General features: G+C 73.8%; 15 protein-coding genes and 1 pseudogene. 7 read left to right on the top strand and 9 right to left on the bottom strand.

The window, feature by feature from the left end; all coding sequences use genetic code 11:
- Position 1: 1 nt before the first annotated feature.
- The 3 genes from DEH69_RS07945 to glgP all read left to right on the top strand — a co-directional run bounded on the left by DEH69_RS07945 (position 2) and on the right by glgP (position 5,060).
- Entirely contained in the window at positions 2–1,105 is a 1,104-nt protein-coding gene (locus tag DEH69_RS07945; RefSeq protein ID WP_113686184.1) for an ABC transporter ATP-binding protein, read from the top strand.
- Positions 1,102–2,217: an ABC transporter ATP-binding protein gene (locus DEH69_RS07940; RefSeq protein ID WP_113686183.1), complete on the top strand. Its 1,116-nt coding sequence runs from the start codon at positions 1,102–1,104 to the stop codon at positions 2,215–2,217. Before DEH69_RS07945 ends, DEH69_RS07940 begins: the two co-directional genes overlap by 4 nt.
- Positions 2,218–2,495: 278 nt before the next feature.
- Complete coding sequence (gene glgP, locus DEH69_RS07935; protein WP_113686182.1) at positions 2,496–5,060, top strand: alpha-glucan family phosphorylase; 2,565 nt, start codon at positions 2,496–2,498, stop codon at positions 5,058–5,060.
- A 71-nt stretch (positions 5,061–5,131) separates the two neighbouring features.
- Here glgP and DEH69_RS07930 read toward each other — a convergent pair whose 3' ends face one another.
- A complete protein-coding gene (locus DEH69_RS07930; RefSeq protein WP_113686181.1) occupies positions 5,132–6,997 on the bottom strand; it encodes an ABC transporter ATP-binding protein in 1,866 nt (621 codons plus the stop codon).
- A complete protein-coding gene (locus DEH69_RS07925) occupies positions 6,994–8,817 on the bottom strand; it encodes an ABC transporter ATP-binding protein (protein ID WP_113686180.1) in 1,824 nt (607 codons plus the stop codon). Before DEH69_RS07925 ends, DEH69_RS07930 begins: the two co-directional genes overlap by 4 nt.
- Before the next feature lie 150 nt (positions 8,818–8,967).
- On the opposite strand from DEH69_RS07925, the gene DEH69_RS07920 reads away from it, so the two are divergent.
- Entirely contained in the window at positions 8,968–9,270 is a 303-nt protein-coding gene (locus DEH69_RS07920) for a hypothetical protein (protein ID WP_181727315.1), read from the top strand.
- A gap of 29 nt (positions 9,271–9,299) precedes the next feature.
- On the opposite strand, the gene DEH69_RS07915 is transcribed toward DEH69_RS07920, so the two are convergent.
- From DEH69_RS07915 to DEH69_RS07905, 3 genes are all read right to left on the bottom strand, one after another.
- Entirely contained in the window at positions 9,300–9,770 is a 471-nt protein-coding gene (locus tag DEH69_RS07915; RefSeq protein ID WP_113686317.1) for an ATP-binding protein, read from the bottom strand.
- A gap of 109 nt (positions 9,771–9,879) precedes the next feature.
- The gene (locus tag DEH69_RS07910; RefSeq protein ID WP_113686178.1) at positions 9,880–10,677 is read right to left on the bottom strand and encodes an enoyl-CoA hydratase/isomerase family protein; all 798 of its coding nucleotides are present in this window, start codon (positions 10,675–10,677) and stop codon (positions 9,880–9,882) included.
- A 95-nt stretch (positions 10,678–10,772) separates the two neighbouring features.
- Positions 10,773–11,957, bottom strand: coding sequence for an Ig-like domain-containing protein (locus tag DEH69_RS07905; RefSeq protein WP_309302770.1), 1,185 nt, complete (start codon positions 11,955–11,957; stop codon positions 10,773–10,775).
- A gap of 327 nt (positions 11,958–12,284) precedes the next feature.
- Between DEH69_RS07905 and glgX the strand changes: the two genes are divergently transcribed.
- The 3 genes and pseudogenes from glgX to metG all read left to right on the top strand — a co-directional run bounded on the left by glgX (position 12,285) and on the right by metG (position 16,418).
- Positions 12,285–14,486 (top strand): glycogen debranching protein GlgX, encoded by a 2,202-nt coding sequence (gene glgX / locus DEH69_RS07900; RefSeq protein ID WP_258534525.1) that lies wholly within the window; start codon positions 12,285–12,287, stop codon positions 14,484–14,486.
- Between the two features lie 23 nt (positions 14,487–14,509).
- Positions 14,510–14,662: pseudogene (locus DEH69_RS32480) on the top strand (VOC family protein); the annotation flags it as partial.
- A gap of 157 nt (positions 14,663–14,819) precedes the next feature.
- Positions 14,820–16,418, top strand: a complete 1,599-nt coding sequence (gene metG / locus DEH69_RS07890; RefSeq protein WP_113686175.1) for a methionine--tRNA ligase — start codon at positions 14,820–14,822, stop codon at positions 16,416–16,418.
- A gap of 350 nt (positions 16,419–16,768) precedes the next feature.
- Here the strand turns inward: metG and DEH69_RS07885 are convergent, their stop codons facing one another.
- The 4 genes from DEH69_RS07885 to DEH69_RS07870 form a co-directional block, all read right to left on the bottom strand.
- On the bottom strand, positions 16,769–17,635 hold the full coding sequence (locus DEH69_RS07885; protein ID WP_258534524.1) for a CoA ester lyase: 867 nt from the start codon (positions 17,633–17,635) through the stop codon (positions 16,769–16,771).
- A complete protein-coding gene (locus DEH69_RS07880; protein ID WP_113686174.1) occupies positions 17,632–18,879 on the bottom strand; it encodes a CaiB/BaiF CoA-transferase family protein in 1,248 nt (415 codons plus the stop codon). Before DEH69_RS07880 ends, DEH69_RS07885 begins: the two co-directional genes overlap by 4 nt.
- Positions 18,876–19,808 (bottom strand): ribokinase, encoded by a 933-nt coding sequence (locus DEH69_RS07875; protein ID WP_309302769.1) that lies wholly within the window; start codon positions 19,806–19,808, stop codon positions 18,876–18,878. Before DEH69_RS07875 ends, DEH69_RS07880 begins: the two co-directional genes overlap by 4 nt.
- Positions 19,805–21,110, bottom strand: a 1,306-nt coding sequence (locus DEH69_RS07870; RefSeq protein WP_147255470.1) for an ADP-ribosylglycohydrolase family protein, incomplete at its 5' end; no start/stop codon positions are given. The genes DEH69_RS07870 and DEH69_RS07875, both read right to left, overlap by 4 nt.

The raw sequence follows: 21,110 nt of genomic DNA, 5'->3' as shown, positions 1-21,110 counted from the left end.
CATGTCCCTGCTGTCCGTTGACGAATTGACGGTCACCTTCACCGGGCGTGGCACGCGCGATGTCAACGCCGTCTCCGGGGTCTCGTTCTCCGTGGACGAGGGCCAGGTCGTCGGCCTGGTCGGCGAGTCGGGCTGCGGCAAGAGCGTCACGTCGCTCGCGCTCATGGGCCTGCTGCCCAAGCGGGGCGTGCGCGTGGGCGGGCGCGCGCTCTTCCGCACCAAGGGCGGCGAGTCGACCGACCTGCTCACCCTCGGCCGCTCCGCGCTGCGCGACCTGCGCGGGCCCCAGCTCGCGATGATCTTCCAGGACCCGCTGTCCTCGTTGAACCCGGTCGTCCCCATCGGCGTCCAGGTCACCGAGATCCTTGCCCGGCACCGCGGGATGCGCGGCAAGGCCGCCCGCGACCAGGCCGCGCACCTGCTGGAGCGCGTCGGCATACCCGACCCGGCGCGGCGCCTTCGCGAGTATCCGCACCAGCTCTCCGGCGGCATGCGCCAGCGCGCGCTGATCGCGATGGCCGTCGCGTGCGCCCCCAGGCTGCTGATCGCCGACGAGCCCACCACGGCCCTCGACGTCACCATCCAGGCGCAGATCCTCGAGCTGCTCAAGGAGCTGGTGGACGACCAGGGCACCGCCCTGCTGATGATCACCCATGACCTCGGCGTGGTCGCCGGGCTGTGCGACGACGTCAACGTGCTCTACGCGGGCAAGGTCGTCGAGGCCGCGGGGCGGCGCCCGTTGTTCGCCGCGCCCGCCCACCCGTACGCGCACGGCCTGCTCGGCTCGATCCCGCGGCTCGACGCGCCCCGGGGCGAGCCGCTCAACCCCATCCGCGGCTCGATCAACGACACGATCGCGTGGGGCGACGGCTGCGCGTTCGCGCCCCGCTGCGACTTCTACACCCTTCGGTGCCTCGAAGGCGCCCCGGCGCTCGCCGACCTCCCCGGCGCCGAGCCCGCCGCCCACCTGGTCCGCTGCGTCAACCCCGTGCTGAACGGGGCCCTTGGCGCCGGTGACGACGGTGACGCCGACGGCGCCGGTGACGCGGGGGCCGACACGGAGTCCGAAACGGAGTCCGACACCACGAAGGAGGCGTCCGCGTGAGCCTGCTCGAACTGGACGACGTCAAGGTCCACTTCCCCGTCAAGCGCGGCGTGCTGTTCGACCGCACGGTCGGCCACGTCTACGCCGTCGACGGCGTCTCGCTCTCCGTGACGGCGGGCCAGACCTATGGCCTGGTCGGCGAGTCGGGCTGCGGCAAGACGACGCTCGGCCGGGCCATCCTGCGGCTCAACGACATCACCGCGGGCCATGTCGTCTTCGACGGCACGGACCTGGCCGCCCTGCCAGACGAGGAGATGCGCCGGGCCCGCCGCCGCCTCCAGATGGTCTTCCAGGACCCGCTGGGCAGCCTCAACCCCCGGCAGAACATCGAGTCGATCCTCGCCGAGGGCATGGCCGCGCACGGCATCGGCGCCAACCGCGAGGAGCGCCGCACCCGCATCCTTCAGATCCTGGAGCGCGTTGGCCTGCCCGCGACGGCCCTGTCCCGTTACCCCCACGAGTTCTCCGGCGGCCAGCGCCAGCGCATCGGCATCGCCCGCGCGCTGGTTCTCGAACCCGACCTGATCATCTGCGACGAGCCGGTCTCCGCGCTCGACGTCTCCATCCAGGCCCAGGTGCTCAACCTCCTAGAGGAGCTCCAGGACTCGCTCGGCCTGACCTATGTGGTCATCGCCCACGACCTGGCCGTGGTCCGGCACATCTCGGACGTCATCGGCGTGATGTACCTGGGGCAGCTCGTCGAGGAGGCGCCGAGCGACCTCCTCTACGCCGAGCCGCGCCACCCGTACACCCGCGCGCTGATGTCGGCCGTTCCCGTGCCCGACCCGGACCTGGAGGACAGCCGCGAGCGCATCCTGCTCCGCGGCGACCTGCCGTCCCCGGCCAGCCCGCCGACGGGCTGCCGCTTCCACACCCGCTGCCCCTGGCGGCAGCCGGAGCGCTGCGACACCGAGCGCCCCGCGCTGACCGACATCGGCGGCGGCCACCGGGTGGCCTGCCACTTCGCCGCCGAGATCGCCGACGGCACCCTCGAACCGGTGCGGGAGCTGGCCCCCAAGCTGCTCGGCGCCGAAGCCCCGGCCGCCGACGAGCCCGACCAGCCCGACGTCCCCGCCGACGCGGCGGCCCAGCGGGAGAGCACGGCGCCCTGACCGGGCGGTCCCGGAGAGCGGCTCGACCGCACCGGCACACGGTGTGCCCCCCCGGGCCCTTGGCCTCGTCCGCTCCGGGCGAAGCCCGGACGGGGTACCCGGACGCAGTCCGGGAGACCGAGCCGAGCGCAACCAGGGCCCGGCCGGTCGAGCCCGGCAAGGGCCGGGCAAGGGCCGGGCAAGGGCATAGTCCCCGGGGGTGGTTTCGCGGTGGCATTCCAGCCGAATCGGCCGGGATCCACCGGTGCCGCCCCCGGGGCACGGCTACGGTCGGGAACGTGAAGGCCATCCGTCGTTTCTCCGTGCGCCCCGTCCTTCCCGACCCCCTCCGTCCCCTTCAGGAGCTGGCGTTCAACCTCCGCTGGTCCTGGCACCCCGAGACCCGTGAGCTGCTGCGCTCCGTGGCCCCCGACGACTGGGCGGCCGCGCGTGAGGACCCCGTGCGGCTGCTCGGCTCCGTCTCCGCCGACCGGCTGGCCACCCTGGCGGCCGACCGCGGCTTTCTGCGCCGCCTCGGCGTGGCGATCGGCGACCTGCGCGACTACCTGACCGAGCCCCGCTGGTATCAGCAGGCCGACTCCAGGGCGGGCGGCGAACTGCCGCGCTGCATCGCGTACTTCTCGCCCGAGTTCGGCATCACCGCGGCCCTTCCCCAGTACTCGGGGGGCCTGGGCATCCTGGCGGGTGACCACCTCAAGGCGGCCAGCGACCTGGGGGTGCCGCTCATCGGCGTCGGCCTCCTCTACCGCCACGGCTACTTCAGGCAGAGCCTGTCAGCCGACGGCTGGCAGCAGGAGCACTACCCCGTCCTCGACCCCCACGAGCTGCCGCTCGCCCCGCTCGCCGAGGCCGACGGCTCGCGCACGCTGGTGCAGCTCGCGCTGCCCGGCGGGCGCGCGCTGACCGCGCAGATCTGGCAGGTGCGGGTGGGCCGCGTCCCGCTGCTGCTGCTCGACTCCGACCACCCCGAGAACGGCCCCGCCGAACGGGATGTCACCGACCGCCTCTACGGCGGCGGCAGCGAGCACCGGCTGCTCCAGGAGATGCTGCTGGGCATCGGCGGCATGCGCGCCGTCCGCGCCTACTGCCGCATCACCGGGCACGCCGAGCCCGAGGTCTGCCACATGAACGAGGGACACGCCGGGTTCCTCGGGCCCGAGCGCATCAGGGAGCTGGGGGAGCGCGGCGTGGACTTCGACGCCGCCCTGCGGTCCGTGCGCGCCGGGACCGTCTTCACGACGCACACGCCCGTGCCCGCGGGCATCGACCGTTTCCCCGAGGAGCTGGTGGCCCGCCACTTTGGCGAGGGCGCCGAGCTCGCCGCGCTCGGCACCGAGGCGCTGCTTGCCCTCGGCAGGGAGACCACCGAGGATGGCGCGCCCGCGCAGTTCAACATGGCGGTCCTCGGCCTGCGCACCGCCCAGCGCGCCAACGGCGTCTCGGTGCTGCACGGCCAAGTCAGCCGCGGGATGTTCGCGTGGCTCTGGCCGGGGTTCGACGCCGAGGAGGCGCCCATCGGCGCCGTCACCAACGGCGTTCACGCGCCCACCTGGACGGCCGACGCCATGCTCCGCGCCCGCGCCGCCACCCTGACCGACGCCGAGCTGTGGGACCTGCGGCGCACCCTGCGCGAGCAGCTGGTGCACGAGGTGCGCGCCCGGCTGCGCGCGGCGTGGCGGCAGCGCGGCGCGGGCCAGGCCGAGCTCGGCTGGGTGGACGACGTCCTCGACCCCGACGTGCTCACCATCGGCTTCGCGCGTCGCGTCCCCTCCTACAAGCGGCTCACGCTCATGCTGCACGACCGCGAGCGGCTGCGCGGCCTGCTGCTGCACCCCGAACGCCCCGTGCAGATCGTGGTGGCGGGCAAGGCGCACCCGGCCGACGACGGCGGGAAGCGGCTCATCCAGGAGCTGGTCCGCTTCGCCGACGACCCCGCGATCCGCCGCCGCATCGTCTTCCTGCCCGACTACGGCATGGCCATGGCCCGCTCCCTGTACGCGGGCTGCGACGTCTGGCTCAACAATCCCCTGCGCCCCCTGGAGGCGTGCGGCACGTCGGGCATGAAGGCCGCGCTCAACGGCTGCCTCAACCTCTCGGTGTGCGACGGCTGGTGGGACGAGTGGTTCGACCCCGACTTCGGCTGGGAGATCCCCACGGCCGACGGGCTCGCCGCCGAGGAGCCCGACCGCCGCGACGCGATCGAGGCCGCCGCGCTCTACACGCTGCTCGACGAGCAGGTCGGGCCCTGCTTCTACGACCGGGGCGTGGGCAGGGGCGGGCTGCCCACCCGCTGGCTGGAGATGGTCAGGGCCACCCTCGACCGGCTGGGCCCCCGGGTGCTGGCCGACCGGATGCTGCGCGAGTACGTCACCGGGTACTACGCGCCCGCCGCCGCGTCGCACCGCGCGACCGCGGGCGAGGCCGCGGTCGAGCTCGCCGCGTACGCGCGGCGCGTGCGGGAGGAGTGGCCGCGGGTCGCCGTCGAGCACGTGGAGCCGGGCGCCGAGGCGCCGACGCTCGGCGGCACCGTGTCGCTCAAGGTGCGCGTCGCGCTGGGTGATCTCGACCCGGGCGCGGTGGAGGTGCAGGCGGTCACCGGGCGCGTGGACAGCGACGACACGCTCGCCGACCCCGGCTACACGCAGCTCAAGCCGGACGGGGGGCCCGACCTCGAGGGCCGCTGGACGTTCACGGGCGATCTGACGCTGCACCGGCCTGGCCCCTTCGGCTACACCGTGCGCGTCCTGCCGTCCCATCCGCTGCTGGCCCACCGGGCCGAGCTGGGGCTCATGGCCCTGCCGGACGGCGAGCTGGCCGAGTCGTCGGGCGTGCTCTTCCGCTGACCCGACGCGACGAGCCCCCGCCACCGTTCCCCTTGGGTGGCGGGGGCTCGCGCATGCCGCGGGCGCGCGTCTCACGCGAGGCTGTCGCGCCAGGCCCTGTGCAGGTCGGAGAAGCGCCCCGTCCCCGCGATGAGCTCGGCGGGCGGGCCGTCCTCGACGAGCCGCCCCGACTCCATCACCAGCACCCGGTCGGCGATCTCGACCGTGGAGAGCCGGTGCGCGATCACCACGGCCGTCCTGCCGCGCAGCACCGTCTCCATCGCCTCCTGCACCGCCTTCTCGCCCGGGATGTCGAGCGAGCTTGTGGCCTCGTCGAGCAGCACCACCGCCGGGTCGGCCAGCAGCACGCGGGCGAACGCCACCAGCTGCCGCTGCCCCGCCGAGATCCGGCCGCCGCGCTTGCGGACGTCCGTCTCGTACCCGTCGGGGAGCGACGCGATGAAGTCGTGCGCGCCGATCGCCTTGGCCGCCCGTTCGATCTCGTCGGGGGTGGCGTCGGGCTTGCCGATCGCGATGTTCTCGGCGACGGTGCCGGAGAAGAGGAACGCCTCCTGCGTCACCATCACCACGCCGCGCCGCAGCTCGGCGGTGCTCAGCTCCCGCAGGTCGGTGCCGTCGAGCAGCACCCGGCCCTCGGTCGGGTCGTAGAAGCGCGCGAGCAGCTTGGCCAGCGTGGACTTGCCCGCGCCCGTGGCGCCCACGAGCGCGGTCGTCTGACCCGCGGGGATCGTCAGGTCGAACGTCGGCAGCACCTCGCCGCCCGTCCGGTACGCGAACCGCACCCGCTCGAAGACCACCTCGCGCCCCGGCCGCCCGTCGGCGCGCGGCGGCAGCTCGACGGGCCGCTCGGGCTCGGGCACGTCGGGCCGCTGGGAGAGCAGGCCCGAGATCTTGTCGAGCGAGGCGACGGCCGACTGGTAGTTGTTCAGGATCATCGCGAAGCGGTCAAGCGGGTCGTACAGGCGCCTGATGTAGAGCGCGCCCGCCGCGAGCGCGCCGAGCTCCAGGTCGCCCGAGGTCACGCGGTGCGCGCCCCACAGCACGATGCCCGCGGTGGCGAAGCTGGCGATCAGCCGGGAGATCGTCACAAAGCGGGCCATCTCCAGGATGGTGTCGCCGTTGACCCGCTCGTGCCGGGCGTTGAGCCGGGCGAACGCCGCGTCGTTGGCCCGCTCCCTGCGGAACGCCTTGACCGGGCGGATGCCCCCCAGCGTCTCGGAGAACTTGACGATGACCGCGGCGATGGCCGACGACCGCTCGCTGAAGCGCTGGGCGGAGCGCCGCCGGTAGTTGCGCACCAGGGCGTAGAGCGGGATGAACGACAGCAGCGCGGCGCCGCCGAGGCCCACGTCCAGGTAGAAGAGCAGCCCGCCGATGTACACGATCGAGACCAGGATGATCAGCATCTCCTGGAGCCCTTCGTTCAGCAGCTCGCGCAGCGACTGGACGTCGCTGGTGGAGCGCGAGATCAGGCGGCCCGAGGTGTACCGGTCGTGGAAGTCGAGGCTGAGGGCCTGCGCGTGACGGTAGATCCGGCCGCGCAGCTCCAGCAGGACGCTCTGGTTGATCCGGGCGGCGACCCTGATGAACGTGTACTGGAGGAGCCCGGCGCCCAGCGCGCACACCAGATAGGCCACGGCCACCGCGATCAGCGGGCCGTTGTCGTCGTCGCGGACGGCGGGGACGCCGCTGTCGATCGCGTACGCCACGAGCAGCGGCACCGCCTGCACGGCCGCCTGCTGGGTCAGCAGCAGCACGGCGCCGAGCGCCACCCGCGCGCGGTGCGGGCGCAGCAGCGAGAACAGCAGCGCGCGCGAGGCGTTGCGCGGGGCGGGCAGGGTGTCCTGGGCGAACGGGTCGGGCGCGGCCCCGGGGATGTGCTCGTCGCCGGGCTCGGGCGCGGGCTGCTCGCGCTCCTCGGGAACGGTGGTCGTCATGACGCGGAAACCTCCGTCCGCTCGCCGGTCGTCCTTCCGGCCGTCTCCCCGGTCATCAGGTGCCGGTACTCGTCGTTGGAGTGCAGCAGCTCGGCGTGGGTGCCGATGGCCGCGATGCGCCCGCCGGAGAGCAGCGCGACCCGGTCGGCCAGCTGCACGGTGGACGGGCGGTGCGCGATGACCAGCGCCGTCGTGTCGGCCAGCACCTCGCGCAGCGCCGCCTCGACGCGGGCCTCGGTGTGGACGTCGAGCGCGGAGAGCGGGTCGTCGAGGACGAGGAAGCCGGGGCGGCCGACGACCGCGCGGGCCAGGGCGAGCCGCTGGCGCTGGCCGCCCGAGAGGCTGAGCCCCTGCTCGCCGACCTCGGTCAGCGCGCCCTGGGGCAGGGCGGCCACGAAGCCGTCGGCCTGGCCGACGCGCAGCGCGCGGTCCAGGTCGCCAGGGCCCGCGTCGTCGGCGCCCATCAGGACGTTCTCCTCGACGGACGCCGAGAACAGCGTGGGCTCCTCGAACGCGAGGGCCACGCGGGCGCGGACCTCGTGGCGTGGCAGGGTGGCGATGTCGGTGCCGTCGAGCAGGATGCGGCCCGATGTGACCTCGTGGAGGCGGGGGACCAGGCCGATCAGGGTGGTCTTGCCGCTGCCCGTGCCGCCGACGAGGGCCAGGGTCTCGCCTGGCCGGATGTGGAGGTCGACGCCGTCGAGCACGGGAGGGGAGCCGGGCGGGGCGTCGGGGAAGCGGAAGACGACGTTCTCGAAGACGAGCCCCCGGGGGGCGTCCGGGTCGTCCCTGCCCTTCTCGCGGGTGGTCTCGGGCGGGATCTCGCCGTCCATGACCTCGAAGAAGCGGTCGGTCGCGGTGGCCGCCTCGTTGCACAGGGCCAGCAGGAAGCCGATCGACTCCACCGGCCAGCGCAGCGCCATGGCCGTCGTCATGAACGCCACGAGCGTGCCCGCGGTGAGCGTGCCGTCGGCGACCTGGCCGACGCCGAGGACCAGCGCGACGCCGAGGAACAGCTCGGGCAGGGCCAGGATGACCAGCCAGATCGCGGCGAGCAGCCTGGCCTTGTGGATCTCGGTGTCCATCAGCTCGCCGGAGAGCGCCCGGAACGCCCGCGCCTGGCTGCGGTGCCTGCCGAAGCCCTTGATGACGCGGATGCCGAGGATGGACTCCTCGACCACCGTGGTGAGGTCGCCCATCTGGTCCTGGGCGCGGCGGGCCACGACCGAGAACCTGACCTCGAAGAGCCAGCACATCGCGATCAGCGGGACCACGGGGACGATCAGCACCAGGCCGAGCAGCCAGTCCTGGGCGACGAGCACGCCGAAGCCGATGAGGATCGTGGCGCTGTTGACGATGAGGAACGTCAGGCCGAACGCCAGGAACATCCGCAGCAGCTGGAGGTCGCCCGTGCCGCGGGAGAGCAGCTGCCCGGTGGGCCAGCGGTCGTGGAAGGTGACGGGGAGGCGCTGCACATGGCGGTAGAGCGCGGCGCGCATGCCCGCCTCGACCCCGGCGAGCGGGCGGGCGACCAGCCAGCGGCGCAGCCCGAACAGCAGGGCCTCGACGACGCCGACGAGGAGGAGGACGCCGCCCCCGAGCCACACCCCCGCGGTGTCGCCGTCGGCGACGGGGCCGTCGATGATCCACTTGAGGACCAGGGGCATGACCAGGCTCATGGACGCGGCGACGATGGCCACGCCAGCGGCGCCGAAGACCCGGGCCCTGACGGGGCGAACATAGGGCCACAGCCGGAGGAGGGAGCGGACGACGGAGCGTTTTCGGGCAGGGGACGCTGAGGGATCGGCTGAGGCAGACATCAGGTCGAGCGTACGATCCGCGTCTGACACTTCCCACGGGTTTTTGGGCGTAGGACCAGCGACCCATGCCGCTGTCGGATGGCGCTGGCACGGGCGTTGGCATGGGCGCTGGCACGGGCGCTGTCAGTGGGGCGTTCTACGCTGGCGCGCATGACTCAGCAGTCAGAGTTGCGGGACGTGCAGGCGGCCCTGCGGACCGCGACCGACATCGCCTTCGACCAGGAGCCGCCCACGGGTGAGCAGGCCGAGGTCCTGGTGGACGCGCTGCGCAGGGCGCTGGCCTCGGCGCAGTCCCTGAGCGACGGGCCTGGCGCGACGGGCTGCCGCGAGCACCCGCGCGGGGCGGTCGACCCGCTGCACGGCGACCCCGAGGACCCGCTGCCGCCCGGCTGGGGCCGCTGCCTGCTGTGCAACGACCGGCGTCGCCGGGCGACCAGGGGCCGCAGACCGTAGCCTGCCGCGCGCTCAGAAGCCCGGCGCGCTCAGGCGTGGGGCGCGCGGCAGGCGATCCGCATCTCGAACCATGTGCACTTGCCGTGCGGCAGCAGGTCCACGCCCCACCGGTCGGCCAGGGTGTCCACGAGGAAGAGGCCACGGCCGCTGGTGACGTCCATCTCGCGGACGGGCAGCTGGCACGGGAGGGCGCGCGAGGGGTCGCGGACCTCGACGCGGATCCACCCTCTGCGGCGCCGGATCCGCAGCCCGAAGACCGGGGCGCCGGCGTGCTGCACGGCGTTCCCCACCAGCTCGGAGACCAGGAGCACCGCGTCATCCGCCAGCTCGGGCGGCAGCATCCACCGCTGCTGGAGCTGCCGTCTGGTCAGCCTCCTGGCGATGCGCGCCGAGCTGGGCTGGGAGGGGAGGCGGATCTCACCGGCGGAGGGATCGCGGGAGAGCGCGTCCTCCGCCCTTTCCACGAGATCCCGAAGGGGGGCATCCGCCGCTGCTGACATGCCCCCCATCATGGCGTGCATATGCCCCGCGCGTGGTCGGTTCCGGGGTAACTGCCCCTCGTGGGGTGACTGTTCCTGGTGTGGTCGCCCACATATGCCGACGGCCATGTCAGTCCCTGGGCCAGAAGCGGGCCTTTCCCGGGCCCTCCTCCACAAAGCTGCGCATGCCGTACGCGCGGTCCTCGGTCGCGAACAGCTGGGCGAACCAGGCGCGTTCGACGGCGAGGCCGGTCGCCAGGTCCGTCTCGGCGCCGGTGTCGACCGCCTCCTTCGCCGCGCGCAGCGCGGTCGCGGGGCCGGCGGCGAGGCGGGCGGCCCAGGCGTGCGCCTCGGCGAAGACCTCGCCCGCCGGGAGCACGCGGTCCACCAGGCCGATGGCAAGGGCCTCGTCGGCGCCGACCGCGCGCCCGGTGAAGATCAGGTCCTTGGCGCGGCTCGGCCCGATCAGCCGGGGCAGCCGCTGGGTGCCGCCCGCGCCCGGGATCAGGCCGAGCAGGATCTCGGGCTGGCCCAGCTTGGCGTCGGCGGCGGCGAAGCGCACGTCGGCGCAGAGGGCCAGCTCGCAGCCGCCGCCCAGCGCGTAGCCCGTGACGGCCGCCACGACCGGCTTGGGGATGGCGGCCACGGCGCTGAACGCGTCCTGGAGCCCTCGGGCGCGGGCGACCATGGCCGGGTGGTCCATGGCGCGCATCTCCTTGATGTCGGCGCCGGCCGCGAACGCCTTCTCGCTGCCCCTGAGGACCACCGCCCGCACGTCGTCGCGGGCCGTGATCTCGGCGGACAGCTCGCGCAGCCGGTCCTGCGTGGCGATGTCGAGCGCGTTCATCGGCGGGCGGTCGAGGCGGATGGTGCCGACCCCGTCCTCCGCCACCTCCAGGTGCACGGTCGTCGTGCGATCAGGCGTCATGACGGTCAGGCTAGCCAGCGCCCTCATGCATCTCCCGGCGCGGGCCCGGTCGTTCGCCGGTCCGTTCGCCGGTCCGATCGCCGGTCCGTCCGCGGCTACTGGCCCGCGCCCCACTCGTCCCAGGGCATGTTCCAGCCGTTGAGGCCGTTGTCGGGGGCGATGACGTCGTCATCGGAGTTGATGACCTCGACGACATCGCCGATGATCGAGTTCTCGTAGAACCACGCGGCGGGGGTGTCGGGGTCGCCCGCGCCCCTGGTGTCGTCCAGGCCGATGCAGCCGTGGCTGACGTTGTCGCGGCCGAACGTGTCCGAGCTGGCCCAGTAGTTGCCGTGGATGAACGTCCCCGACGTGCTCAGCCGCATCGCGTGCGGCACGTCGGGGATGTCGTACTCGCCGCCGAAGCCGACCGTGGCGCCGTCCATGCGGGTCTCGCGGTGCTTCTCGGTGATGACCATCCTGCCGTTCCAGGTGGGCGTGGCCGCGGCGCCCGTGGTGACCGGCACGGTGCGCAGCTCCTCGCCATCGCGCACGACGCGCATCTCCTTGGCCGCCGCGTCCACGGTGGTGACCTGGGAGCGGCCCACGGTGAACGCCAGGTCCTCGCGGAGGGTGCCGTAGACGCCCGGCGCGCCCTCGACGCCGCGGATGCGGAAGCTCACCTCGACCTCGGTGCCCGCCTCCCAGTACTCCGCGGGCCTGAAGTCGAGCCGCTGGGTGCCGAACCAGTGCCCGCGCACCTCGGCGCCCGAGCCCGCGGTGATCCGCACGGCGTCGCGCACCGCGGCCGTGTCCTCGATGGGGGTGTCGAACGTCAGCGACAGGACCATCCCGACGCCGACGGTGGCGCCGTCGGAGATGTTCCAGTTGGTGGTGAACGTCTCGTCCGCGGCCACGGTGGTGAAGCCCGACTCGGCGGTGGCCTCCCGGCCCTCGGCGTTCTCGCCGACCGCGGTGACGGTGTAGGCCGTGTCGTTGGCCAGGTGCTCGTCCGGCTCCCAGCCGGTCGCGTCCTCGGTCAGCTCGCCCGGCACCTCGGCGCCCTCGGCGTCGGTGACCGAGACGCCGGTGAGCGTGCCGTGCTCGGCGCTGACCCGCAGCTCGCCCGAGGTGGCCACGCCGGTGGCGCCGTCCTCCGGCGCGATGGCTATCTCGACCGCGGGGGCCTCGGTGGCCGAGGGGGATCCGCCCTCGGGCTCCTCCGCCTCGCCGCTCCCGCCGCACGCGGTCGCGAGCAGCATCAGGGTGCCCACCAGCACCGAGACCGGTCGCGTTCTCACGATCGTCCCTCTCCCCCTCCGGACCCCCATGGGCCCCCGCGCGGCAATATCATCACATCGCAACGGGCCCCGGCCGCCCGCCGATTGTCACCGTTCCGTCGCAGTTCGGCGTTCCGTCGCAGTTTGGCGTTCCCTCGCAGTTCGGCGTTCCCTCGCGGCCTCGCGCCGCGCCGAAGGGCGGGCGCGCCAGGGGCGAGGCGACAAAACGCCTCATTCGCGGCGAAGCTGGTTGAATGCCTTAGGGATCCAGAGTCCGGTGGCCGACCGCGCGTGAGGGCGGCCCCGCCGACGGGCAGGATCAGGGCGAGCGACCATGGGAGGGCACACGTGTCCCAGCCGACCGAGCGCGTGAAGACCGATGTCTGGCCCGGCCGCCCGCAGCCGCTCGGCGCTCGCTTCCGCACGGGTCCCGATGGCGTCGAGGGCACCAACTTCGCCCTGTGGGCCGGCGGTGCCGACGCCGTGGAGCTGTGCCTCTTCGACGACGAAGGACGCGAGACCCGGTGCTCCCTCGATGAGCTCACCCATGAGATCTTCCACGGATTTGTGCCCGGCATCCGGCCAGGACAGCGCTACGGCTACCGGGTCCACGGCCGCTGGGACCCCGCCTCAGGCGCCCGCTGGAACCCCGCCAAGCTCCTGCTCGACCCCTATGCCAAGGCCGTCGACGGCGACTACGGAGCGCTGCCCGCCGAGGTCTACGGGCACCAGCGCGACCATCCGCGGCAGGACATCGCCGACACCGTCCGCGACGACCGCGACTCCGCGCCGTTCGTCCCCAAGGGCGTCGTCGTCCACGACACCGAGACATGGGTGGATGACATCAGGCCCAAGACGCCCTGGGCCGACTCCATCATCTACGAGCTGCACGTCCGCGGCTTCACCACGCGCCACCCCGGCATCCCGCCCGAACTGCGCGGCACCTACGCGGGGTTGGGCCACCCCGCCGCCATCGAGCACCTGACGGGGCTCGGCGTCACGGCCGTCGAGCTGCTGCCCGTGCATCAGTTCGCGCACGAGGACCACCTGCTGCGCCGTGGCCTGCGCGACTACTGGGGCTACAACTCCATCGGCTACTTCGCCCCGCACGCCGCTTACAGCGCCTCGGGCACCCGCGGCCAGCAGGTCGGCGAGTTCAAGCGGATGGTCCGCGCGCTGCACGCCGCGGGCATCGAGGTCATCCTCGACGTCGTCTACAACCACACCGCCGAGGCGAGCGAGCTCGGCCCCACCCTCTCCCTGCGCGGCATCGCCAACCCCGGCTACTACCGGCTCGCCGACGACCAAAGGCGCTACGCCGACTACACCGGGTGCGGCAACACCCTGCACGTCGTCCAGCCCCAGGCGCTGCGCCTCATCACCGACTCGCTGCGCTACTGGGTGACCGAGATGGGCGTCGACGGCTTCCGCTTCGACCTCGCCGCCGCGCTCGCCCGCTCGTTCCACGACGTCGACATGCTCTCGCCCTTCCTCGCCGTCATCGCCCAGGACCCCGTGCTGCGCCGCGCCAAGCTGATCGCCGAGCCGTGGGACGTCGGCTCGGGCGGCTACCAGGTGGGCGCGTTCCCGCCGCTGTGGACCGAGTGGAACGACCGCTACCGCGACACCGTCCGCGACTACTGGCGCTCCGCGCTGCCCGACGTCCGCGACCTCGGCTACCGGCTCTCGGGCTCAAGCGACCTCTACGCCTGGGGCGGCCGGCGCCCCTACGCCTCCGTCAACTTCATCACCGCGCACGACGGCTTCACCCTGCGCGACCTGGTCTCCTACGAGCACAAGCACAACGAGGCCAACGGCGAGGACAACCGCGACGGCAGCGACGACAACCGCTCGTGGAACTGCGGTGCCGAGGGCGAGACCGACGACCCCGAGGTGGCCGCCCTGCGCCGCCGCCAGCTGCGCAACATGCTGACCACCCTGCTGCTGTCCACCGGCGTCCCCATGCTGGTCGCGGGCGACGAGATGGGCCGCACCCAGGGCGGCAACAACAACGCCTACTGCCAGGACAACGAGATCAGCTGGATCGACTGGTCCCTGCGCGACGACCCCGCCTGGCGCCCGCTGCTCGACCTGACCCGCCGCCTGATCAGGATGCGCGGCGAGCACCCGGTGCTGCGCCGCCGCGCGTTCTTCTCCGGCCGCCGCCAAGGGCCCGAGGGCATAAGGGATCTGGGCTGGTTCACCGCCGAGGGCCGGGAGATGAACGAGAAGGACTGGTACGCGCCCAGCGCGACGCTCGGGATGTTCCTCTCGGGCCGCGACATCCCGCAGCGCGACGCCAAGGGGCGGCCCGTCACCGACGACAGCTTCCTGGCGATCCTGCACGCGGGCGCCGGGCCCCTTCGGTTCCCGCTGCCCGCCCAGCCGTGGGCCGACGCCTACACCCTCCTTGTCGACACCTCGCGCGAGGACCAGCACGCCCCGCCCGGCACCGTGCACCGCGGCGGCGACACTCTCACCGTTCCCGCGCGTTCCGTGTCGCTGCTGCGCGCCCTCCCGCTCGCCGCCACCGCGCCGCCCGCGCGTTGAGGGCCGCTCGCCCCACTGATGAGTCGGGCCAGCGGTACATCGCGCTCAACGGCGGCCCGCACTTCCCCTTTGCCGAGGCCGTCTCGCTCTATGTCGACCGCGCCGACCGGGCCGAGGAGAGCCAGTGCGGCTGGCTCAAGGACAGATACGGCCTGTCGTGGCAGATCGTGCCGCGCTTCTTCGCCGACGCCGTCGGCGGCGCCGACCGTGCGCCGACCGTGCGGCGGCCGAGCGGGTGACGCGGGCGAGGGCTGAGCGGCCCCGGCGCGCGGCCAGGCCAACGGGCCGCTATCCGTTTCCGCTTGTCCGCGGCGCGCGGATAGGATCCCCGGCATGGCGGCCACCGGATCAGATTCAGGGACCGGGGCGAAGGCGTACTACGTCTCGACCCCGATCTATTACGTGAACGACGCTCCCCATCTGGGCCACGCCTATACGACCGTCGCGGGCGACGTGCTCACGCGCTGGCACCGCCAGCGCGGCGAGAAGGTGTGGTACCTCACCGGCACGGACGAGCACGGCCAGAAGATCATGCGCACGGCGGAGGCCAACGGCGTGTCCCCACAGGAGTGGGCGGACACGCTGGTGGCCGACGCCTGGAAGCCCCTCTGGCGGCACCTCGACATCGCGAACGACGACTTCATCCGCACCACGGAGAAGCGGCACACGGACCGGGTGCGGGAGTTCTTCCAGGCGCTCTACGACAAGGGCGAGATCTACCCCGGCGGGTACGAGGGCCCCTACTGCGTGGGCTGCGAGGAGTACAAGGTCCCGGGCGAGCTGCTCGACGGCGAGGGCGGCGCGAAGCTGTGCCCGATCCACAAGCGGCCCGTGGAGCTGCTGAAGGAGGAGAACTACTTCTTCAGGCTCTCCGACTACGGCCCCCGGCTGCTCGAGCACTACGAGGCCAACCCCGGCTTCATCCAGCCCGAGTCCGCGCGCAACGAAGTGATCAACTTTGTGCGCCAGGGCCTCACGGACCTCTCCATCTCGCGCTCCACGTTCGACTGGGGCATCCCCGTGCCGTGGGACGCGCGGCACGTCATCTACGTGTGGGTCGACGCGCTGCTCAACTACGCGACGGCCGTGGGCTTCGGCGCCGACCAGGAGCGCTTCGAGTCCATCTTTCCCGCCGACGTGCACCTCGTGGGCAAGGACATCCTCCGCTTCCACGCGGTCATCTGGCCCGCGATGCTGATGGCCAACGGGCTGCCGCTGCCGGGCAAGGTCGCGGCCAACGGGTGGCTGCTCGTGGGCGGCGAGAAGATGTCCAAGTCCAACCTGACGGGCATCAAGCCGCAGGACCTCACGTCGCACTTCGGGGTGGACGCCTACCGCTGGTACTTCCTGCGCGCGATCGCGTTCGGCCAGGACGGGTCGTTCTCGTGGGAGGACTTCCAGGTCAGGTACACGTCCGAGCTGGCCAACGACTACGGGAACCTGGCCTCCCGCGTCGCCGCCATGATCGGCAAGTACTTCGGCGGCGCGCTGCCCGACCCTGGCGGGGCGGGCGAGGCGGAGCGCTCGCTGCACGAGGCGCTGGCCACCGCGGTCGCCGAGGCGGACCGGCGCGTCGGCGACGAGCTCGACTTCCAGGGCGGCATCGCGGCGGTCTTCGACTTCATCAAGCGGGTCAACGGCTATCTGACGGCGCAGGAGCCGTGGAAGGTCGCCAAGGACACCTCCGAGCCCGCGCGGGCACGGCTGGCGACGATCCTGTACACGGCCGCGGAGTCGCTGCGCGCGATCGCGGTGCTGCTGCACCCCGTGATGCCGACGACGTCGCGCGCGCTGTGGGACTCCCTGGGCGCGGGCGAGGCGCTGGGCGACCTGGCGGCCCAGCGCGTGGGGGAGGCGGCCCGCTGGGGCCAGCTCCCCCCCGGCACCCCGGTCACCAAGGGCGCGCCGCTGTTCCCACGTTTGGAGGACTGACGCCTCCCGCGGGGGTTGGTGGTTCTTTGAGGGCCCCGGGCTTCCGGCCCACGCTGGCGCGTGGGCCGGAAGCCCGGGGCCTTCGGCGTTCCCGCGGCGCCTCGCGGGCGGGCGTGAACGCCGTCCGGTGGGCGCGGAGGGTGGGCGCCGTCCGGCAGGGCGATGCTCTGTCGCGCGGTGAACGTCGCGGTGCACGACCGGTGGTGAGGCGCGGGTCCCGGGGTGTCGCGGGTGCCGGGCGGTCCGGCTCCTTGGCGTTCACGGGCCGGGGGCCGGGGCTGTGCCCCGCCCCCCCGGCTCGGGGCCTCCGAGCCGATCCCGCACACGGCCGGTTCCCCCGGAGGGGCACCTCAGGGCGACCGGGGGGCGCGGGGGCGCCGTTCCTGTGCCCGCCCGGCGAGGGCGAGGGTGCGGTGCGCCACCGCCACCACCGCCGCGTCCACGAACCTTCCGTCGGCCAGTGACAGGGCGCCCGCCTCCGTCGTCGCGGCGCCGACCACCTCGTGGGCCGCCTCGACCTCCGCCGCGGTCGGCAGGAACGCCCGCTCGATGACCGGGAGTTGACGGGGGTGGATCGCCGTGCGGCCCAGGAAGCCCAGGGCGCGGCCCTCCGCGCACGAGCGCGCCAGGCCCTCGGTGTCCCTGACGTCCGGGTACACCGACTGCGCCGGGGGCGCGAGGCCCGCCGCGCGCGCCGCCACCACCGTGCGGGAGCGGGGCCAGGCCAGGCCCGCCGCGTCGGACACGCCCAGGTCCGCGCGCAGGTCCGCCTCGCCGAGCGCGAGACCCGCCACCGCGGGGTGGGCCGTGGCGACGGCGTGGGCGTTCTCCACGCCGAGCGCGCTCTCGAGCAGCGCGTACAGGGGCGGCACGGGGGCGGCCCACCCGGCGACCCGCGCGATGCCGTCGGGGCCCGTGACCTTGGGCAGCCGCAGCGCGTCGAGCCCCGGCAGCGGGGCCAGGCGCCGCACCTCGCCCTCGGCGAGGGGGCCTTCGAGCGCGTTGACCCGGACGTGCACCGGCACCCGTTGGCGTTCGCTCAGCAGCTCGGCCGTCGCGTCGAGCGCGTATCGCTTGCGCTCGGGGGCGACCGCGTCCTCCAGGTCCACGATCACCACGTCGGCGCCCGAGCCCAGCGCCTTGGCCACCACATCGGGGCGGTCGCCGGGGACATAGAGCCAGGTCAGATAGGGCGCCTGGGCCACGGCCGCGGTCACAGGGCGCCGCCAGCGCGCAGCGACGCGATCTCCTCGGGCGACAGGCCGAGGTCACCGAGCACCTCGTCCGTGTCGGCGCCGTGCGGGCGCCCCGCCCAGCGGATGGCGCCCGGCGTCCCCGAGAGGCGGAAGAGGACGTTCTGCATGCGGACCATGCCGAGCTCGTCGTCCTCGACCTCGGTGATCGAGCCGAGCGCCCTGTACTGCTCGTCGGCCATGACGTCGCGGATGTCGTTGATGGGCGCGATGGCCGCCTCGGCGCGTTCGAACGCCTCGATGACCTGGGCCCGTTCATGCCGGGCGATCCACGCGCCGACGGCCTCGTCGAGCTCGTCGGCGTGGCTGGCGCGGCCCGCGCCCGTCGCGAACCAGTCCTCCTCGACCACCTCGGGCCGCCCCACCAGGCGCATGACGCGCTCGGCGATCGACTGCGCCGACGTGGAGACGGCGACCCAGCGCCCGTCGGCGGTGCGGTAGGTGTTGCGGGGGGCGTTGTTGGCCGAGCGGTTCCCGGTGCGCCGCTGCACATGGCCGAGCTGGTCGTACCAGAGCGGCTGGGGGCCGAGGACCGTGAGCATCGGCTCGATGATCGCCATGTCCACGACCTGGCCCCGGCCCGTGCGGTCCAGGCCCGCCAGGGCCGTCATCACGGCATACGCGGTGGTCAGCGCGGCGATCGAGTCGGCGAGGCCGAACGGCGGCAGCGTCGGCGGCCCGTCCGGCTCGCCGGTGATCGCCGCGAAGCCGCTCATCGCCTCGGCCAGCGTGCCGAACCCCGGGCGCCGGGCGTACGGGCCGAACTGGCCGAACCCGGTGACCCGCGCGAGGATGAGACGGGGGTTGGCCGCGGACAGCTCGTCCCAGCCGAGGCCCCACTTCTCCAGGGTGCCAGGCCGGAAGTTCTCGATGATCACATCGGCCTCGGCGGCCATGCGCAGCAGCACGTCACGGCCGCCAGGAGTGGACAGGTCGAGGGTGATGGCGCGCTTGTTGCGGCCGAGCAGCTTCCACCACAGGCCCACGCCGTCCTTGCTCGGGCCATGGCCTCGCGAAGGGTCGGGGCGCCTGGGGTGCTCGACCTTGATCACCTCGGCGCCGAAGTCGCCGAGCATCGTGGCCGCGAGCGGCCCGGCGAACAGGGTGGCGAGGTCGAGGACGCGCAGCCCGTCGAGGGGGGAGACGGGGGCCGGGGAGACGGGGGCCGCCCTCTCGGTCGCTTCCCGGTGTCCTGGTGCGTCGTTCATAGGGCTTCCTGGAGGTGCGTGGCGTGCAGGGTGTCGATCTCCTCGCGCGTCGGCATCGACGAGGAGGCGCCGGGGCGTTGAACGGCGTGGGCCGCGGCCGCCGCGGCCCACCGAAGGCCGTCCACCATGGGGCGGCCCTCCCCGGCGGCCACCGCGAGCGCGCCCACGAACGTGTCCCCCGCGGCCGTCGTGTCCACCGCGCGCACCGGCAGCGCGGGGACGGTGAACGGCTCCTCGCCGCGCGCGGCGTGGAGGCTGCCCGCCTCGCCCAGGGTGATGACCACCTCGGGCACCACGTCGAGGAACGCCAGGGCGGCGCGGCGCGGCACCTGGTGCCCGGTGAGCGCGGCGGCCTCGTGCTCGTTGGGCACCAAAAGGTCGGTGAGGGCGAGGAGTTCGTCGGGGAGCGGCTGGGCGGGCGCGGGGGTCAGAATGGTGCGCACGCCCCGCGCGCGGGCGGCGCGCGCGCCCGCGAGCACGCCCTCCATGGGCAGTTCGAGCTGCATCAGCAGGGCGCCCGCGGCGGCGATGCGCTCCTCGTCGCCCGGGGCGAGCGAGGTGACGGTGCCGTTGGCGCCCGGCACGACGACGATCGAGTTGCCTCCGTCGTCGTCCACGAGGATGTGCGCGATGCCGCTGGGGCCCCGAACGGTGCGCAGCGCGGCCGTGTCCACGCCAGCCCCGTCGAGGGCGGCGCGCAGCCGGGGCCCGAAGTCGTCGTCGCCGACCGCGCCGATCATGGTGACGGCGCCGCCCGCGCGGGCGGCGGCTATCGCCTGGTTGGTGCCCTTGCCTCCGGGGACCGTGCGGAACTCCCGCCCCGACACGGTCTCGCCGCGGCGCGGGGCGGTGCGTGTGTAGGCGACCAGGTCCATGTTGGTGGATCCCAGGACCGCGATGGCGGGGCCGCCGCTGACGGGAAGGGTCACTCCGTTGCCTCCAGGGTGAGCGTGGCGAGGGCGTCGAAGCCGATGCCGTCGAAGCCCGCGACGGTGGTCGCGAGCCGGTTCTTCAGCGGGCCGGTCCAGCGGGTGGGCAGCGCCCCCGGCGACCCGGCGAGCGCACCGGCCAGGGCCCCGGCCGTCGCTCCGTTGGAGTCGGTGTCCCAACCCCCCGACACCGCACGGCAGATGGTCGCCGAGAAGTCGCCGTCCGCGTGGGTGAGCGCGGCGGCGACGACGGCGGCGTTGGGCAGGACATGGACCCAGTGATGGTCGCGGTACCGCTCGTGCAGGCGGTCGACGACGCCGTCCCAGCCGTCGGCGGCGGGCGCGGCGCGGGCGGCGTCCACGCCGAAGCGCACCGCCCGCGCGTAACGCGACCCCGGGGGGACGACGGAGAGCCCCGCGCGCACGCAGCCGTGCGCGTCGGTGTCACCCGCCATGGCCGCCGCGGTGGCCGCCGCGATGAACATCGCGCCGTGCACGCCCACCCCGGTGTGGGTCAACGTGGCGTCCCGGTGGGCGAGTTCGGCGGCGGTCGCGGGGTCGCCCGGGTGGGTCCAGCCGAAGATGTCGGCGCGGATCTGGGCCCCGATCCACTCGCGGAAGGGGTTGCGGAAGGTGGCCGTGCCCGGGGGCTCGATCCCGGCCAGCAGGTTGCGGTAGGCGACGCGTTCGGCGGTGAACGTCCGGCCCGCGGGCAGCTCGTCGAGCCACAGCCGCGCGACGTCGGCCGTGGTGAAGTGGTGGCCGTGGCGGCGCAGTAACAGCAGCCCGAGCAGCGGGTAGTTGAGGTCGTCGTCCTCGGGCGCCCCGTCGATGGTCTCGGCCAGCGACGTGGCGCGCGAGCGGCGGTTCCAGGGGTGGGCCGCGAGCACCTCGGGCGCCACGCCCGCCTCGGTGAACCACGTCGCGAGCGGCCAGTTCCCCGCGGCGCGGCCCAGCGCGCGGATGCCCTCGATGGGGATCTTCTCCACGGGCTTGCCCAGCACGCACCCGGCGGCCCGCCCCAGCCACGCGGCCTCCAACCGCTCGGCCAGCCGGGGGCGTCGCGCCGCCCGCGCCGAAGTGCCTGGCGGCGTGGGCCAGTCCGGGCAGGCGGCCCGGATGTCCGCCAGGGCCGTGGGCTCGCGGTCGGCCAACGGCGCGGGCAGCGCGGCCAGTTCGTCGAGCAGCCGCTCGGCGATGGCGCGCAGCCCTGAGGGCGCGGGCTCGGGGGACGCCCCGGCGCGCGGCGGCCAGCGTCGCGAACGGCAGCGGCCACGAGTCGAACCACGCCTGCCACTCGCG

The sequence above is a fragment of the Streptomyces sp. PT12 genome (assembly GCF_003311645.1).
In the GTDB taxonomy this organism is placed as follows: Bacteria; Actinomycetota; Actinomycetes; order Streptomycetales; family Streptomycetaceae; genus Streptomyces.
This window is presented reverse-complemented; position numbering and strand designations above follow the sequence as displayed.